Source organism: Streptomyces sp. 1114.5, from assembly GCF_003635085.1.
Lineage (GTDB): Bacteria > Actinomycetota > Actinomycetes > Streptomycetales > Streptomycetaceae > Kitasatospora.
This window is the reverse complement of record NZ_RBXE01000002.1, coordinates 1,820,901-1,838,639: the sequence shown is the minus strand read 5'-3', so window position 1 is coordinate 1,838,639 and position 17,739 is coordinate 1,820,901. Positions and strand designations below refer to the sequence as shown.

Annotated in this window: 10 protein-coding genes and 3 rRNA genes; 3 read left to right on the top strand and 10 right to left on the bottom strand. The window is 68.4% G+C overall.

Annotated features, from left to right (window positions below; genetic code table 11):
• Positions 1-20: 20 nt before the first annotated feature.
• On the bottom strand, positions 21-1,322 hold the full coding sequence (locus tag BX285_RS31150; protein ID WP_097234839.1) for an ATP-grasp domain-containing protein: 1,302 nt from the start codon (positions 1,320-1,322) through the stop codon (positions 21-23).
• Positions 1,319-3,835 (bottom strand): amino acid adenylation domain-containing protein, encoded by a 2,517-nt coding sequence (locus BX285_RS31145; RefSeq protein ID WP_121178942.1) that lies wholly within the window; start codon positions 3,833-3,835, stop codon positions 1,319-1,321. The genes BX285_RS31150 and BX285_RS31145 overlap by 4 nt, the downstream gene beginning before the upstream one ends.
• Before the next feature lie 489 nt (positions 3,836-4,324).
• On the opposite strand from BX285_RS31145, the gene BX285_RS31140 reads away from it, so the two are divergent.
• From BX285_RS31140 to BX285_RS31125, 3 genes are all read left to right on the top strand, one after another.
• On the top strand, positions 4,325-4,957 hold the full coding sequence (locus tag BX285_RS31140) for a 2OG-Fe dioxygenase family protein (protein ID WP_179852660.1): 633 nt from the start codon (positions 4,325-4,327) through the stop codon (positions 4,955-4,957).
• Positions 4,958-5,033: 76 nt separating this feature from the next.
• Positions 5,034-5,318, top strand: a complete 285-nt coding sequence (locus BX285_RS31135; RefSeq protein WP_121178941.1) for an acyl carrier protein — start codon at positions 5,034-5,036, stop codon at positions 5,316-5,318.
• 931 nt (positions 5,319-6,249) lie between these two features.
• The gene (locus tag BX285_RS31125; RefSeq protein ID WP_121178939.1) at positions 6,250-7,230 is read left to right on the top strand and encodes a ParB N-terminal domain-containing protein; all 981 of its coding nucleotides are present in this window, start codon (positions 6,250-6,252) and stop codon (positions 7,228-7,230) included.
• A gap of 78 nt (positions 7,231-7,308) precedes the next feature.
• On the opposite strand, the gene rrf is transcribed toward BX285_RS31125, so the two are convergent.
• The 8 genes from rrf to BX285_RS31085 all read right to left on the bottom strand — a co-directional run bounded on the left by rrf (position 7,309) and on the right by BX285_RS31085 (position 17,729).
• Positions 7,309-7,425: ribosomal RNA gene (gene rrf / locus BX285_RS31120) — 5S ribosomal RNA — on the bottom strand.
• A 71-nt stretch (positions 7,426-7,496) separates the two neighbouring features.
• A 23S ribosomal RNA gene (locus BX285_RS31115) occupies positions 7,497-10,617 on the bottom strand.
• A 276-nt stretch (positions 10,618-10,893) separates the two neighbouring features.
• A 16S ribosomal RNA gene (locus BX285_RS31110) occupies positions 10,894-12,417 on the bottom strand.
• The 16S, 23S and 5S rRNA genes sit together here, the layout of an rRNA operon.
• 437 nt (positions 12,418-12,854) lie before the next feature.
• A complete protein-coding gene (locus BX285_RS31105; protein WP_259470864.1) occupies positions 12,855-13,844 on the bottom strand; it encodes a phospholipase in 990 nt (329 codons plus the stop codon).
• Between the two features lie 141 nt (positions 13,845-13,985).
• A complete protein-coding gene (locus tag BX285_RS31100; protein ID WP_121178937.1) occupies positions 13,986-14,822 on the bottom strand; it encodes a class II fructose-bisphosphate aldolase in 837 nt (278 codons plus the stop codon).
• On the bottom strand, positions 14,810-15,781 hold the full coding sequence (locus BX285_RS31095; RefSeq protein ID WP_121178936.1) for a 1-phosphofructokinase family hexose kinase: 972 nt from the start codon (positions 15,779-15,781) through the stop codon (positions 14,810-14,812). Before BX285_RS31095 ends, BX285_RS31100 begins: the two co-directional genes overlap by 13 nt.
• Positions 15,778-16,830, bottom strand: a complete 1,053-nt coding sequence (locus BX285_RS31090; RefSeq protein WP_121178935.1) for an ROK family protein — start codon at positions 16,828-16,830, stop codon at positions 15,778-15,780. Before BX285_RS31090 ends, BX285_RS31095 begins: the two co-directional genes overlap by 4 nt.
• Positions 16,827-17,729, bottom strand: coding sequence for an SIS domain-containing protein (locus BX285_RS31085; RefSeq protein ID WP_121178934.1), 903 nt, complete (start codon positions 17,727-17,729; stop codon positions 16,827-16,829). Before BX285_RS31085 ends, BX285_RS31090 begins: the two co-directional genes overlap by 4 nt.
• Positions 17,730-17,739: the final 10 nt, after the last annotated feature.

The following is a 17,739-nucleotide window of genomic DNA, read 5'->3' as shown; positions in this document are numbered from 1 at the left end:
GGTGTCCGGCGGGCCGACGGTCACGGCGTCACCGCGGCCACGTCGACGGTGAAGCCCCCCGGCCGGCCGACCCGGGAGGCGATCCGCCGCACCTCCAGGTGGTCGGCGGCGACCTGCGCCGGGTCGGGGTCGGCGAGCACCGCCACCCCGAGCTTGTGCGCGTCCATCAGGTCCAGGGTCTCCGGCACCTCGTCGCCGTCCTCGACGTTGACCTTGAGGTGGCAGCAGCTCGGCAGCTCGGTGATGGCGTCCAGGCCGGCGATCCCGCTGATCCGGCCGGCCGAACGGACCGAGAAGAACACCACCAGGACGGTCATCTCCAGGTCGTAATCCGGGCGGACGTCGCTCTCCCCCGCCAGGTGGCGAACCGCGCGGTCGATCAGGTTGTCGCCGGTGGCCAGTTGGCAGGCCCAGGGCTGCGCCCCGCCCGGCGGCCGGGCGTTGACCTCCATCAGCAGCGGCCCGCGGTCGGTGAGCATCACCTCGGTGTGCGCGACGCCGAACCGGACGCCCAGGGCGTCCAGCACCTGCCGGGTGTAGCGCAGGAGTTCGGCGTGGCCCGGGGCGTCGTACGGGACGAACTCCATGCTCTCGTAGATCGCCATCCGGCCGCCGGAGTCCAGTTTGCGGTACCGGACGATGTCGGTCACGGTGTGCACGCCGTCGTGGCTGAAGGTGTCGATCGCGTACTCGACGCCGGTGACGTACTCCTGGACGACGACGTCGGTGAGCTGGATGCCGTGCCGGCTGACCGCGCCGGCCAGCCCGGTGACGGCCTCGCGCCAGCCGGCGCCGCCCGGGTGCCTGGTCACGCCGTCGGTGCCGGAGGCGTTGGCGGGTTTGACCACGAGGTCGCGGCCGGTGAGCCCGCGCTCGCGCAGCCAGTCGGCCACCTGCTCCGGGTCGCGGGTGCAGAGGGTCTCGACGATCGGCAGTCCGGCAGCGGCCACGGCGGCGTACATCTCGCCCTTGTGCCAGCGGGCGGCGGCGAGTTCGGGCCGGTTGGCGCGGTCCGGGGTGAGTTCGGCGGCCAGCCGGTCGGCGAGCCGGACGCCGTGCTGCTCGCCGGGCAGGATCGCGACCGGCGCCAGCGGGCGCAGCCGCTCCAGGACCGGGTCGAGCAGTTCGGGGGTGATCGGTGCGGCGTCGTCGGCGCCGTACTCGAAGTGGTGGTCGAAGTCCTCGGCCCGGAACGAGGCGGCCAACGGGGCCGCCGAGCGCAGCGTGACCCCGCAGGTCGCGAAGCCCGCCCGGCGCAGGGCGGGCGCGTACATGTTGCCGGAGGAGTAGGGCTCGACGATGACGACGACGGGGCGGCTCACTTGGCCTCCCGGGTGGCGGTCTGGTCGATCCGGGCGGCCAGCAGCTCGACGGTCGGGCACTCGAAGATGTCGCCGATCAGGACGCGCTTGCCCAGTCCGGTGCGGATCTTGGAGACGACTTGGGTGGCCAGCAGGGAGTGGCCGCCGAGGTCGAAGAAGTCGTCGGTGAGCTCGATCTGCGGGATCGCCAGCACCTCGCGCCAGATGCCGAGCAGTGCCGCGGCGGTCTCCGTCAACCCGGCCGCGGCGCCGGGCGGTTCGGACCCCGCCTCAGCCGCACGCCCGGTCCCGGACGGCTCCGGCGGTGGCAGCTCCAGGGCGGCGCGGTCCAGCTTGCCGGTGGGGGTGAGCGGCAGGGCGGAGCGCGTCACGAACCGGGCGGGCACCATGTGCTCGGGCAGCAACCGGGCGGCGTGCTCCCGCAGTTCCCGCGCGGTCGGGGTGCGGGCCGGGTCCCGGGCGACCACGTGCCCGACCAGGCTGCGGCCGGTGGCGTCCTCGTGCAGGGTGACGGCGACCTCGCCGACCTGCGGGTGCTCCAGCAGCCGCGACTCCACCTCGCCCAGTTCGATCCGGTGGCCGCGGATCTTCACCTGCTGGTCGGCCCGGCCCAGGAACTCCAGCGAGCCGTCCGGCCGGTGGCGGGCCAGGTCGCCGGTGCGGTACATCCGGCTGCCGGGCTCGGGGGCGAACGGGTCGGCGACGAAGCGCTCGGCGGTCAGCCCCGGCCGGCCGGCGTAGCCCCGGGCGACGATCGGCCCGCCGACGTACAGCTCGCCGACCACGCCGGTCGGGGTCGGCTGGAGGGCCCGGTCGAGCAGGTACACCGCGGCGTCCGTGATCGGACGTCCGATGGACGGCAGGCGCGGCCAGTCGGCCGGGTTCCCGCGCAACCAGTGGGTGGTCGCCACGCTGGTCTCGGACGGGCCGTAGCCGTTGCGCAGCACACAGCCGGGCATCTGCTCCAGCCAGCGCACCAGGTCGGGAGCCATCACCAGCTGCTCGCCACCGGTGACGACGGTGCGCAGCCGGGTGACCCGGCGCCCGTCCGGGCGGGCCGCCCAGTGCGCGATGTTGAGCAGGCCGGAGTAGGGCGCCTCCAGGTGCTCGATCGCCTCGCGCTCCAGCAGGTCGAGCAGCGCCTCGGGCTCGCGCCGTACGGACTCGTCGGGCAGCAGGACGAGACGGGCCCCGGCGTGCCAGGCGCCGAAGATCTCGCAGAACGAGGCGTCGAAGCTCAGCGCGCTGAACTGCAGGACGTGCGCGCCGGGTTCGATCGCGGTCGCGTCGACGTACCAGTCGATGATCCGCACCAGCGCGCGGTGCGGCATGGCCACGCCCTTGGGGCGGCCGGTGGAGCCGGAGGTGTGCATCACGTAGGCGAGGTTCTCGCCGTGCACCGGGGTCTGCGGGTCGTCGGCCGGGCGGTCGGCGAGGTCGCAGTCGGCCAGGTCGTGGATCTCCGGCACGCCGAGTCCGGGCCGGCCGATCTCCCCGTAGCCGGCGGGCAGTTCGGCGAGCCGGGCCGCGTGCGGGGCCTCGGTGAGCACCAGCCGGGGCGCGCACTCGGCCAGGGCCTCGGCGGTACGGGCAGGTGGCGCGGCGACGTCCAGCGGCACGTAGTAGCCGCCGGCCTTGAGCACGGCCAGCATCGCGGTGAGCATCCCGACGGTGGAGCCGCCGTAGAGCGCGACCGCGACCTCGGGGCCGACCTGCCGCTCCCGCAGCCAGTGCGCCAGCCGGTTCGCCCGTGTGTTCAACTCCGCGTAGCTGACGGCCTGTTCGGCCTGAACCAGGGCGACGGCCTCCGGTGTCCGCTCGGCCCAGGCCTCCACCAGCCGGTGCACCAGCGGCGCGGCGGGCACCGAGGAGCCCGTACGGCACCAGGCGCCGAGCAGCAGGGCCCGTTCGGCGGGCGGCAGGACGGCGGTCCGCCCGACCGGGACGGTCGGGTCGGCGAGGACGGCGGCGAGGAGGGCGTGCCAGCGCGCGGTCCAACGCGCGACCGCCTCGGGGCGGTGGTCGAGCCGGGTGTGCAGGCCCTCGGGCGAGCGACGGACGGTCAGGGCGGGCCGGCCGGCCGCGTCGTCCGCCCGGCCGTCCGCAGAGCCGTCTGCCGCCTGGCCGTCGGCCGTACCGGCCCCGGGGCGCAGTTCGATCCGCAGGCCGGCCGGCCCTGCCGACGGCTCGACGGGCGCCTGCTTGCGCAGCCGGGCCAGCAGCTCGACGAAGGACGGGTCGTCGGCCAGCTCCACCCGGTGCACCCGGGTGCCGGCCGGCTCGCCCGTGTGGAGCGTCGCCTCCGGCTCCGGTCCGCCGCCGTGCCGCAGGGCGAGCACGGCAAACGCGGCGAGCAGCGTCAGCTCCTCGGGCACGTCCTGGGTGCGGCTCAAGTCGGCGATCCCGGCGGCGAGTTCGCCCGGCAGGAGGTCGGACGGCGCTTCCGGGAGACCGTCGGAGCGCGGGACCGTGCTCCCGGTCGTCGTGGTGTCGAGGCCCTCGGCCATGGCCATGCGGCTCCTTCACGTGTCGAGTCGAGGGGGCCCGGCGCTGCTGGGCCGGACTCGACACCCGCGCAACGCCTCGCATCGCCGACGGCGGATCGGACGACGATTTCCGCCGGGCCGGAAGGGCGGAACGGCCGGGAGCGTGGAGCTGGGGTGAGCTCCGGCCGGAAGCCAGTAACGGCGAGGGCCCGAGCGTTCGTCAAGGCTCGTCGGTTTCCGCCGGGCTCCCGCCGAGTGCCGTCACAGGGCGGGCAACTGACAGATCGTGGCAGTTGAACACACCACCCCGGAGCGGGCCGCAACCGGCCCCCCGTGCGAGCGGGACGAGCGACCATACCCGAATGCGCCCGGTAATTCCACCGGTGCGAATTGCCCCGTCGAACGGCCGTCGCACCCCTGGTCCGACGACCCTTGACAGGGCCTCGGGCCGTCATGAGCCTGGGAAGAATGGATGAGCCGAACTATTCGCTGGGGAATGTCCGCGACGATCCGCTCTTGAACTCCGGCCATTGGGAGGGATTCAGCCGGTTTTGGGAGAATCTGCCGCTGGACGGCCACATGGGGGACGGCGGCACGTACCGGCGGCGGAAATACTCCGCGATTTCGTACGAACTGGACGGCGGCGCGATCCGGCCGCTCGAACACGCGGGCTTTCTGCAGAGCAAGGAGATCAACCCGCTGAACGGCGGAGTGGTCCGCCGCTTCGAGGCAGTCGACCGGGGGCTGCTGGACACTCCCGTGCTCCGGCGGCTGCTGGCCCACTTCACCGCGCGCATCGCCGACAGCGCGCCGGACGACCGGCCGCCCGCCCCGGTCCGCCGGGTCAACATCCACCAGCACCGGATCACCGCGACCGGGGTGGAGGCCGGCCACCCGACCCCCGAGGGCGTCCACCGCGACGGCGTCGAACACATCGTCATGATGCTGGTCGCCCGGAGGGACGTCTCGGGCGGGGCCAGCACCCTGTACGACAACGCCGGAACGCCGCTGCTCACCCACACCCTGACCGAGCCGGGCGACTTCATCTTCCTCGACGACCGCACCTGCCTGCACTCCGCGTCCCCGGTCGCGCTGGCCCCGCCGGCCACCGAGGGACACCGCGACATGTTCTTCCTGGAGTTCTGCTGACCTCGGCCGTCCTGCCGACCTCAGCCTCCTGCCGCCCCGTAACCGACCGCGACTTCCGTTGACGGAGACCGACGCCATGAGCCCGGCACACCCAGCCCCCACCCCCGACCTCCTGCGCGCGATCTGGTGCGAACTCCTCGGACTGGACCGGGTCGACGACGAGGCAAGCTTCTTCACCCTCAGCGGCAGCTCGGTCGACGCGCTGCGCCTGGTCGACCGGGTCCGCACCACCTTCGGGCTGGCGATCAGCGTCCGGACCGTGATCGAGGCGCCGACCGTGACCCAGCTCGTCGAGGCCCTGCGTCAGGCCCCGCCGGCCCCCACCCGGCCGAGCCTGACGCAGGGCAGGCGCACCGAGTGACCCGAGCGCGGTCCTGCCGAGTCGGCCGGACCGCCCGGGACTGCCGGTCCGGGCCAGGCCCTGCCTGACCCAACCCGGCACACGCCCGATCAGCCGTGCCCTCGCTCGTTGCCGAGCGGCTGCCGCTGACCGGGAGACGAACGTCACCAACGGGGGAGACGGGGATGTACAGCGATCACTTTGCCGCGCCCGCGCGCCGCGATCCGGGGCGCGATCCGGGGCGCGCCCACCGCAGGCAGTCGGCCCGCGAGGCGGTTCCGATCGAGGACCTGCCCGGGAAGGCGCGCACCTGCCGGCCGCAGCGCCCCCTGCCCCGCGCCCTCGCCCCGCCTGGCCCTCGGCGACCGCTTCCAGGCCGCCGAGGGCTTCCGACTGCCCGGCGCCGAACATCTCCGGCGCGGTCCGCTGCGCGAACGCACGGTGCTGGCACTGGCCGACGTCCGGGCCGTCTGCTGCCGTCTGCTGCCGTCCTCATCGGCCCGGTATCGGCCACTCTCAATTTTATTCCCATGACGAGATTTCTTCGTGATATTGCCGTACGCCCGCAACATGCGCGATTCACCCGGAAACACCCACGCCATATCTGCCGGTTTTGGCGACGCTTTCCCTGGGTACCCGGCGCATGGCCGGGTCACCCCCGACGACCAGGCCAAACGCTTCCCCGGAGCTCCTTGACGATCTCTCTTGACATGCCCCAGCTCGCAAAATACTCTCCGATACGGAGGTGAATCAGCCGGAAGGCAAATGAAAGTGGCCGATATTATGCGGCACACCACACCGTTCAGTCTCCGGCACATATTCAGTCAAAATCAATCAGGACCGGCTTCCCCCTGCGGTTTCCATTCGTCCAGTGAAGGTGAAATTGCACAGCGAAGGGCGTTCGACCCCCACTCCAGACAGTGCCGTCCAGATCGCTCGTCGTTCATGGAACATGACGGTGGAAACCGTCCGGATCGACCGGATCCGGCCGGCCGACTCCCCCCGACTCGACGGCGAGGACCCCGACCACATACGACTCCTGGCCGAATCCGACGCCACCCTCCCGCCGATCCTGGTCCACCGCGGATCCATGCGGGTCATCGACGGGATGCACCGGCTGCGCGTCGCCCAGTCGCGCGGAGACACCGAGGTGGCCGTCGAGTTCTTCGACGGCACCGAGCTGGAGGCCTTCATCCGGGCCGTCCAGCTGAACGTCACGCACGGACTGCCGCTCTCGCTCGCCGACCGGGAGTCAGCCGCCGCCCGCATCCTCGAATCCGGCGAGAGCTGGTCGGACCGGGCCATCGCCCGGATGACCGGCCTCAGTGCCCCCACCGTCGCCCGGATCCGAGCCCGTTCCCTGGCCGACGGCCACGCCGACGCCCAGTCCAGGCTCGGCCGCGACGGCCGGGTCCGACCGCTCAACACCACGGCCGGTCGGCTGCGGGCCGGCGAACTCATCGACTCCGAACCGAATCTGAGCCTGCGTGAGATCGCCAGACGAGCCGGGATCTCCGTCGGCACCGCCCGGGACGTCCGCAAACGCCTGAGCCGAGGCGAGGACCCGATCCCGGCCCGCTTCCTCCCCGGCCCCCACCCGGCGACCCACCCGGCTGCCGGCCCGCTCGACCCCTCCGGACCTCCGACCGCCGACCCCGGCCCCGACCCGATGGACGGTTCCTACGTGTCCGACCTCAACAGCCTGCAGAAGGACCCGTCCCTACGGCTCACCGGCAGCGGCCGATTCCTCCTCCGCTGGCTCAGCTTCCACGCCATCAGCCAGGAGAACCGCGCCAGCCTCATCAGGTCGCTCCCGGCGCACAACAAGGCCCGGATCGCCTACATGGCCAAGTGTTGTAGTCGCTGGTGGGCAGAATTCGCGAACGATCTGGAACAGCCGCAGGAACTCCGCGACATCCCCAAGACCGGCTGAACGAACCGGCCGAACGAAGGCCCGGGAAACGCGAAGAACCCCCATCCGGGATCCGGATGGGGGTTCTTCACAAGAATTGTTCGGCGGCGTCCTACTCTCCCACAGGGTCCCCCCTGCAGTACCATCGGCGCTGTGAGGCTTAGCTTCCGGGTTCGGAATGTAACCGGGCGTTTCCCTCACGCTATGACCACCGAAACACTATGAAACTATCGACCCGCCGACAGGGCGGTCGTTGTTTCAGAACAACACAGTGGACGCGAGCAACTGAGGACAAGCCCTCGGCCTATTAGTACCGGTCAACTCCACCCCTCACAGGGCTTCCATATCCGGCCTATCAACCCAGTCGTCTACTGGGAGCCTTACCCTCTCAAGGAGGTGGGAGTGCTCATCTCGAAGCAGGCTTCCCGCTTAGATGCTTTCAGCGGTTATCCCTCCCGAACGTAGCCAACCAGCCATGCCCTTGGCAGGACAACTGGCACACCAGAGGTTCGTCCGTCCCGGTCCTCTCGTACTAGGGACAGCCCTTCTCAACACTCCTACGCGCACAGCGGATAGGGACCGAACTGTCTCACGACGTTCTAAACCCAGCTCGCGTACCGCTTTAATGGGCGAACAGCCCAACCCTTGGGACCTACTCCAGCCCCAGGATGCGACGAGCCGACATCGAGGTGCCAAACCATCCCGTCGATATGGACTCTTGGGGAAGATCAGCCTGTTATCCCCGGGGTACCTTTTATCCGTTGAGCGACGGCGCTTCCACAAGCCACCGCCGGATCACTAGTCCCTACTTTCGTACCTGCTCGACCCGTCAGTCTCACAGTCAAGCTCCCTTGTGCACTTACACTCAACACCTGATTGCCAACCAGGCTGAGGGAACCTTTGGGCGCCTCCGTTACCCTTTAGGAGGCAACCGCCCCAGTTAAACTACCCACCAGACACTGTCCCTGATCCGGATCACGGACCCAGGTTAGACATCCAGCACGACCAGAGTGGTATTTCAACGACGACTCCACAACAACTGGCGTTGCCGCTTCAAAGTCTCCCACCTATCCTACACAAGCCGAACCGAACACCAATATCAAGCTATAGTAAAGGTCCCGGGGTCTTTCCGTCCTGCTGCGCGAAACGAGCATCTTTACTCGTAATGCAATTTCACCGGGCCTATGGTTGAGACAGTCGAGAAGTCGTTACGCCATTCGTGCAGGTCGGAACTTACCCGACAAGGAATTTCGCTACCTTAGGATGGTTATAGTTACCACCGCCGTTTACTGGCGCTTAAGTTCTCAGCTTCGCCCCACCGAAATGGAGCTAACCGGTCCCCTTAACGTTCCAGCACCGGGCAGGCGTCAGTCCGTATACATCGCCTTACGGCTTCGCACGGACCTGTGTTTTTAGTAAACAGTCGCTTCTCGCTGGTCTCTGCGGCCACCCCCAGCTCAAGGCGCAAGGCCCGTCACCAGGAATGGCCCCCCTTCTCCCGAAGTTACGGGGGCATTTTGCCGAGTTCCTTAACCATAGTTCACCCGAACGCCTCGGTATTCTCTACCTGACCACCTGAGTCGGTTTGGGGTACGGGCCGCCATGAAACTCGCTAGAGGCTTTTCTCGACAGCATAGGATCATCCACTTCACCACAATCGGCTCGGCATCAGGTCTCAGCCTTAATGTGAGGCGGATTTGCCTACCTCACGGCCTACACCCTTACCCCGGGACAACCACCGCCCGGGCTGGACTACCTTCCTGCGTCACCCCATCGCTCACCTACTACCCCGTTGGGCCACCGGCTCCACCACGTCCCATTGTCCGAAGACTCCGGGCCGGCTTCACGGGCTTAGCATCAAGAGGTTCAGCGTTGGCGCTTCAAAGCGGGTACGGGAATATCAACCCGTTGTCCATCGACTACGCCTGTCGGCCTCGCCTTAGGTCCCGACTTACCCTGGGCAGATCAGCTTGACCCAGGAACCCTTGGTCAATCGGCGCAAGAGTTTCCCACTCTTGTATCGCTACTCATGCCTGCATTCTCACTCGTATACCGTCCACGACTGGTTTCCACCGCCGCTTCACCCGGCACACGACGCTCCCCTACCCATCACAGCAGGCGTTGGCCCTCAATGCTGCAATGACACGACTTCGGTGATGTGCTTGAGCCCCGCTACATTGTCGGCGCGGAATCACTTGACCAGTGAGCTATTACGCACTCTTTCAAGGGTGGCTGCTTCTAAGCCAACCTCCTGGTTGTCTCTGCGACTCCACATCCTTTCCCACTTAGCACACGCTTAGGGACCTTAGTCGGTGTTCTGGGCTGTTTCCCTCTCGACCATGGAGCTTATCCCCCACAGTCTCACTGCCACGCTCTCACTTACCGGCATTCGGAGTTTGGCTAAGGTCAGTAACCCGGTAAGGCCCATCGCCTATCCAGTGCTCTACCTCCGGCAAGAAACACGTGACGCTGCACCTAAATGCATTTCGGGGAGAACCAGCTATCACGGAGTTTGATTGGCCTTTCACCCCTAACCACAGGTCATCCCCCAGGTTTTCAACCCTGGTGGGTTCGGTCCTCCACACGGTCTTACCCGCGCTTCAACCTGCCCATGGCTAGATCACTCCGCTTCGGGTCTTGGGCATGCAACTCAGACGCCCTATTCGGACTCGCTTTCGCTACGGCTACCCCACACGGGTTAACCTCGCTACACACCGCAAACTCGCAGGCTCATTCTTCAAAAGGCACGCAGTCACGGCCCACCAGCAAGCTGATGAACGACGCTCCCACGGCTTGTAGGCACACGGTTTCAGGTACTATTTCACTCCGCTCCCGCGGTACTTTTCACCATTCCCTCACGGTACTATCCGCTATCGGTCACCAGGGAATATTTAGGCTTAGCGGGTGGTCCCGCCAGATTCACACGGGATTTCTCGGGCCCCGTGCTACTTGGGAGATGAGCAAGCAAGCCGTACAGATTTCGTCTACGGGGGTCTTACCCTCTACGCCGGACCTTTCGCATGTCCTTCGACTACCCATACGGTTTCTGACTCGCCCAGCCGCCGGCAGACGACTGAAGCTCATTCCCACAACCCCGCAATGGCAACCCCTGCCGGGTCTCACACCAAAACGGTTTAGCCTCATCCAGTTTCGCTCGCCACTACTCCCGGAATCACGGTTGTTTTCTCTTCCTGCGGGTACTGAGATGTTTCACTTCCCCGCGTTCCCTCCACACTGCCTATGTGTTCAGCAGCGGGTGACAGCCCATGACGACTGCCGGGTTTCCCCATTCGGAAACCCCCGGATCAAAGCCTGGTTGACGGCTCCCCGGGGACTATCGTGGCCTCCCACGTCCTTCATCGGTTCCTGGTGCCAAGGCATCCACCGTGCGCCCTTAAAAACTTGGCCACAGATGCTCGCGTCCACTGTGCAGTTCTCAAACAACGACCAGTCACCCACCCTCAATGATCCGAAGACCACCTCAAGTGAGGCCGGCAACCACTGAGACAACGGTTACCCGTTCCCTCAGGACCCAACAACGTGCCCGACACACCCAGACCATGAATCTCTTCCACGCCGAAGCAGTACTAGGAAACATCGTCTGAACTGTGCCGAATAGTCAACGTTCCACCCATGAGCAACCGTGCAGAACATTCGCCTGCAACCGGCATATTTGCTCCTTAGAAAGGAGGTGATCCAGCCGCACCTTCCGGTACGGCTACCTTGTTACGACTTCGTCCCAATCGCTGGTCCCACCTTCGACGGCTCCTCCCCTTACGGGTTAGGCCACCGGCTTCGGGTGTTACCGACTTTCGTGACGTGACGGGCGGTGTGTACAAGGCCCGGGAACGTATTCACCGCAGCATGCTGATCTGCGATTACTAGCAACTCCAACTTCATGGGGTCGAGTTGCAGACCCCAATCCGAACTGAGGCCGGCTTTTTGGGATTCGCTCCGCCTCACAGCATCGCAGCCCTTTGTACCGACCATTGTAGCACGTGTGCAGCCCAAGACATAAGGGGCATGATGATTTGACGTCGTCCCCACCTTCCTCCGAGTTGACCCCGGCAGTCTCCTGTGAGTCCCCATCACCCCGAAAGGCATGCTGGCAACACAGAACAAGGGTTGCGCTCGTTGCGGGACTTAACCCAACATCTCACGACACGAGCTGACGACAACCATGCACCACCTGTATACCGACCACAAGGGGGCGACTATCTCTAGCCGTTTCCGATATATGTCAAGCCTTGGTAAGGTTCTTCGCGTTGCGTCGAATTAAGCCACATGCTCCGCTGCTTGTGCGGGCCCCCGTCAATTCCTTTGAGTTTTAGCCTTGCGGCCGTACTCCCCAGGCGGGGAACTTAATGCGTTAGCTGCGGCACCGACGACGTGGAATGTCGCCAACACCTAGTTCCCAACGTTTACGGCGTGGACTACCAGGGTATCTAATCCTGTTCGCTCCCCACGCTTTCGCTCCTCAGCGTCAGTAATGGCCCAGAGATCCGCCTTCGCCACCGGTGTTCCTCCTGATATCTGCGCATTTCACCGCTACACCAGGAATTCCGATCTCCCCTACCACACTCTAGCCTGCCCGTATCGAATGCAGACCCGGGGTTAAGCCCCGGGCTTTCACATCCGACGCGACAGGCCGCCTACGAGCTCTTTACGCCCAATAATTCCGGACAACGCTCGCACCCTACGTATTACCGCGGCTGCTGGCACGTAGTTAGCCGGTGCTTCTTCTGCAGGTACCGTCACTTGCGCTTCTTCCCTGCTGAAAGAGGTTTACAACCCGAAGGCCGTCATCCCTCACGCGGCGTCGCTGCATCAGGCTTTCGCCCATTGTGCAATATTCCCCACTGCTGCCTCCCGTAGGAGTCTGGGCCGTGTCTCAGTCCCAGTGTGGCCGGTCGCCCTCTCAGGCCGGCTACCCGTCGTCGCCTTGGTAGGCCATTACCCCACCAACAAGCTGATAGGCCGCGGGCTCATCCTGCACCGCCGGAGCTTTCCACCCGAGAGCATGCGCTCCCGGGTCATATCCGGTATTAGACCCCGTTTCCAGGGCTTGTCCCAGAGTGCAGGGCAGATTGCCCACGTGTTACTCACCCGTTCGCCACTGATCCACCCCGAAGGGCTTCACCGTTCGACTTGCATGTGTTAAGCACGCCGCCAGCGTTCGTCCTGAGCCAGGATCAAACTCTCCGTGAATGTCTACCCGTAATCGGGCGGCACTCGCGTTGAGCGGCACGGCAACCACCGGAATAGGGTGATCCCGCGCACTGCGTCCTCGCTAGTGTTATTTCAAAAGGAATCTCCAACCCCGATCAGAATGACCGAGGCCGGGGATGTCAACATATCTGGCGTTGACTTTTGGCACGCTGTTGAGTTCTCAAGGAACGGACGCTTCCTTCGGACCGCCTTCCAGCGGACCCTCCGGGCTTCGTTCATTCGTGCTTTCAGCTTATCAGAAGATTTCCGCCCCGTTTCCGGAACCTCATTCATCGGATTTGCTTTCCGCTTTGCCGCCCCGGTCTCCCGCGGCGACTCCGGAACTGTACGGGGACGGGCCCGCTGCGTGCAAATCGCCCCTGACGGGGAGTCAGACGGCCTCGCGAGCGAGCCTGTCCTTACCGCTGTGTCTGCCCCTACCTGAAGAGGCGGTCCCCGCTGGTCGCCATGCGGTGGGTGGAGCCGTGGCGGTTCACCCAGTCGCGGACGAGGTTGACGGCGTTGGCGCACTGCCAGCTGTTGTCGTACTCGCGCACTCCGGTGAAGGCGCCATAGCCGGCGATGATGCCGTCCACGCGGGCGTCGCCCAGCAGCTTGTCGACGTACCACGGGTCGTTGTACGTGGTCGTCCAGGAGAGCGTCGCCCCGAGCTGGCCCGCGTCGCGGTCCGCAGCGCCTTTCTTCAGTTCCGTGCAGGTGTTGTAGCCGGCCTCCGTGCAGTTGCCGAAGCCCTTGGTGATGTCGCTGTCGCCGTAGTCCATCGCCCGGTGGCCGGGCGCGAAGCCGGAGCCGGATGCGGCGAAGGCGCTGCGGACCTTGTCGCGGCTGCCGGTGGTGGTGATGCCCTCCAGGGGGCCGAGCTTGCCCTCCAAGCTCTTCCAGCCCCGGCCGCCAACGTCCGGGGTATTGCCACCGTGGTACTCGTAGAAGCCGTAGAGCACCTGGATCCCGGCGGAGGTCAGCCGCTGCGCCTTGTCGCGCAGTCCGGCGACGCTGCAGGTGCGGTTCGGCTGCTCCCCGCAGTAGTTCGGGTCCTTGATGTCCAGCCAGACCAGCGACAGCCGGCGCCCCGCGTTGGCGTTGGCGAGGATCCGGTCGATCATGCTGTCGAAGCTGGGGCCCAGCCGGTTCTCGCCGGCCGAGGAGCAGTCGTGGTAGGCGCGCCATTCGTTCGGGTTCCACCAGGCGCACACGTCGATCTCGATGCCGTTGGCGCCGTGGTTGATCGCGGCGTCCACGCCGTCCAGGGTGTCGACCCGGTGGGCGATGGCGTAGATCGGGTGGCGCTGGTCGGCTGCCGCCGCCGGGGTGGTGCCGGCGGCGGTGGCTCCGATGATCCCGCAGAGCGTCGCCATCAGCGCCGACGCCGTCCGCCTGCTGGGCCTGTGCCTGTGGTGAGTGGTCAAGGAAGGTGCTCCTTCTGTCCGAGGAACCGAGAAGAACCGAGAGGAACTGAGGTGGACATGACTATCTCACCAACCGTGCGTTGACGCACGATGAACGAGCTATCCACAACTTCCCGACCGATCAACGGTGATGATGGATCATCAGGCCGACCCGAGCACCCCCAGCAGGCGGGCGACCTCGTCGGTGACGGCCGTACGGCCCGCGCCGAGGTAGCGGCGGGTGTCGACCAGGTGGTCGTCCTCGCGCAGACAGGTGCGGACGGCGGCGGTGAAGGCCTTGTTCAGGTGGGTGGCTATGTTGATCTTGGTCATGCCGTGCCGGACGGCCGCCGCCAGGTTGTCGTCGGCGACGCCGGAGGAGCCGTGCAGCACCAGCGGCACCGGGACGGCGCGGGCGATCCCGGCGATTAGGTCCAGGTCGACGACGGCGTCCCGGGTCAGCATGGCGTGCGAACTGCCGACCGCCACCGCGAGCGCGTCCACCCCGGTGCTCTCCACGAAGGCCGCCGCCTCCCCCGGATCGGTACGGGCGCCGGCGGCGTGCACGCCGTCCTTGCCGCCGATCTCGCCGAGCTCGGCCTCCACCCAGACGCCTTCCGCGTGGCAGCGCGCGACGACAGCCGCCGTGGCCTGCACGTTCGCCTCGTAGTCGAGCGCGGAGGCGTCGAACATGACGGAGCCGAAGCCGAGTTCGACCCCTTCCCGGACGAGGTCGGTGGAGGTCACGTGGTCCAGGTGCAGTGCGACGGGCACGCTCGCGTCCCGGGCCACGGCGAGCGCGGCCCGGCCGATCGGAGTGAGCGCGCCGTGGTAGCGCACGGCGTTCTCGCTGATCTGCAGGATCACCGGCGCCCCGGCCCGTTCGGCCCCGGCGACGATCGCCTCGGCGTGCTCCAGCTGGATGACGTTGAAGGCGCCGACACCGCGGCGGTCCCGGACTGCGGGCTCGACGATCGAGCCGGTGGCTACGAGGGGCACGGTTCTCCTTGAGGGCCGCAGGAGGTGGACGTGGAGGAGGACGGGTGGACGGGCTCGACCCGGACGAGCGGCCGCAAGCGCCGGTGGGCGGCCGGGTCGAAGCTCCCGGCGAGCGGCGCGAGCACGGTCGCCGCGGACAGGGCGACCGCTTCGGCCAGCCGCTCCGGCCACGGGGTGCCGGCCACCAGACCGGCGGTGAGGGCGGCCACGGCGGAGTCACCGGCACCGGTCGGATTGCCGCGCGCCGCCTCGGGCGGCCGGGCCCGCCAGTCCCCCTCCGGGGTGCTGGCGAGCAGCCCGCCGGGACCGAGGGAGACCACGACCGCGCGGGCACCGGCCGTACGCAGCATCCGGGCGCCGGTGAGCGGGGCCACCGGGCCTGCCGCCGCGGCGAGTTCGGCCGCGTTGGGCTTGACCAATGCCGGGCCCGCGCCCAGGCCGGCGAGCAGGGCGGGCCCCTCCGCGTCGAGGACCGCGGGTACGCCTGCCTCGGTGGCGAGGGCCACCAGCCGGCCGTACGCGTCCGGGGGCACGCCGAGGGGAAGCGAGCCCGACAGCACGACCGCCCGGGCGGTGCGTAGCAGGCGGCGGTACCGGACGGTGAAGTCGGACCACTCCTCGGTGGTGACGGTGGGGCCGGGCTCCAGGTAGACGGTGGCGTCGCCGGTGACGTCCTCGACCACGGCGACGGTGCGCCTGGTGGTGCCGCCGATCGGGACGAGTTCGTCCCGCAGCCCGGCGGCCGCGAGCTCGGCGCGCAGGGCCTGCCCGGTGACGCCGCCGGCCAGGCCGGTGACGGCGGTGTCATGGCCGAGCGCGGCAAGCACCCGCGCCACGTTGACGCCCTTGCCGCCGGCCCGTTCGGTGACGGTCTCGATCCGGTTGCTGCCGTGGCGGGCCACCCGGTCGAGCCGGTAGGTCACGTCGACGGCGGCGTTGAGGGTGACGGTGAGGATCACGGCGCGCCTCCGGGTGGCAGTGCCTCAGCAGCGCGGCCGGTCGCGAGCAGGCCCTCGGCCGGCGGGTCCTCGGCCAGCGGGTCCTCGGTGAGTAGGCCCTCGGCCACCGGGTCCCCGACGAGCAGGTCCTGGGCGAGCAGGGCCGCGCCCAGGCAGCCCGCGCGGCGGCCGAGCTCGGCGGCGACCAGCCGGGGCGCGGTCCGGAAGGCCAGCCGCTCGGTGAGCGCTGCGGCAAGGGGAGCGAGGAGGTGGTCCCCGGCCCGGGCGAGACCGCCCCCGATCACGATCCGCTCCGGGTCGAGCAGGGCGACGGTGGCGGCCAGGCCGTCGGCAAGTGCCTCGACCGCCTCGGCCCAGACCTGCCCGGCCTGGGCCTCTCCGTCGACCGCACGCCGGTGGACGTCCTCGGCGCCGCTCGTCGTCATACCGGTGAGCCGGGCGTGGCGGCGGGCGATCGCGGCGGCCGAGGCGACGGTCTCCAGGCATCCCCGCCCGCCGCAGGCGCAGCGTTCGCCGCCGGGCCGCACCACGAGGTGGCCGAGTTCGCCCGCGATCCCGCGCGCTCCGGTCATGGCGCGGCCGCCGGTCAGGACGGCCGCCGCGATGCCCGTGCCGACGGGGACGAAGACGAAGGAGTGGCTGCCCCGGCCGGCGCCGAGGCGGGCCTCGGCGAGGCCGCCAGCCCGGACGTCGTGGCCGAAGGCGATCGGGAGGCCGAGGTGTTCCGCCAGTCGGTCGCGGATCGGGACGTCGTGCCAGTCCAGGTTGACCGCTCTGACCACCGTGCCGGCGGCCTCGTCCACGAGGCCGGGTGCGGCGACGCCGGCGGCCCGGGGCCGGAGCCCGGCGCGCCGGGCGAGCTCGGCGAGTTCGGTGGCGCAGTCGAGCGCGGCGTCGAGGGCAGTCCCCGCGCCGCAGGTCGGCCGAGCGGGCCGGGCGGGCCGCACAGGCCGGGTGGGCCGGCGCACGGTCCGGACGACCGTGCCGTCCGCCGCGACGACGGCGCCCTTGAGTTCGGTGCCGCCGATGTCCAGGGCGAGGACGGTCACGGCTGGTCGAGGATGATCGAGCGGGTCAGGTTGCGCGGCTGGTCCGGGTCCAGGCCGCACCGCTCGGCGAGGGCGACCGCGAGGCGCTGGGCGCGGACGAGGTCGGCCTGCGGGTCGAGGTCGGAGGTGACGATGGTGGCGCCGGTGGCGCGGATCTGCTCGGGCAGGCCGGTGGGCGGGGGCCCGAAGAACCAGACGACGCGGCCGGGGGCGCTGATGCTGATCGGGCCGTGGCGGTATTCCATCGCCGGGTAGGACTCGGTCCACCTTCCGGCGGCCTCACGGAGCTTGAGGGCTGCCTCGTGTGCCAGGCCGACCGTCCAGCCGGTGCCGAGGAAGGTGAACTGTTCTGCTGCCAGGGCGGCTTCGGGGAGTTCGGCGAGGACGGCGGTGCGGGCCTGGGCGGGCAGTTCGGCGGGGCTCAGGCCGAGGTGGTGGCGTAGCAGGGCCAGGGTGGTGGTGGCGAAGCGGGTCTGCACGACGGACTTCTCGTCGGCGAAGGAGAGGTCCACGACGGTGTCGGCCGCGGAGGTGACGGGGGTGGCGAGGTCGCCGGTGATCGCGGTCGTCGCGGCCCGGGCGTCGCTGCGGGCGGCGCGGGTGCGGGTGAGGGCGGCGAGGACCTCGGTGGTGGTTCCGGAGCGGGTGATCGCGAGCACCCGGTCGTAGCGGCGGGTGTCGGGGAAGGCGGACGCGGCGAAGGCGTCGGTCTCGCCGTGGCCGGCCTCCTCGCGCAGGGAGGCGTAGGCCTGCGCGATGTAGAGCGAGGTGCCGCAGCCCAGGACGGCGACCCGCTCCCCCGGTTCGGGGAGGCCTTCGGGCTTCAACTCCCGGGCACGGGACCAGCATTCGGGCTGGCTGGCGATCTCGGCGGTGACGTGACTGGTGGCGTGGCTCATCAATCCTCCT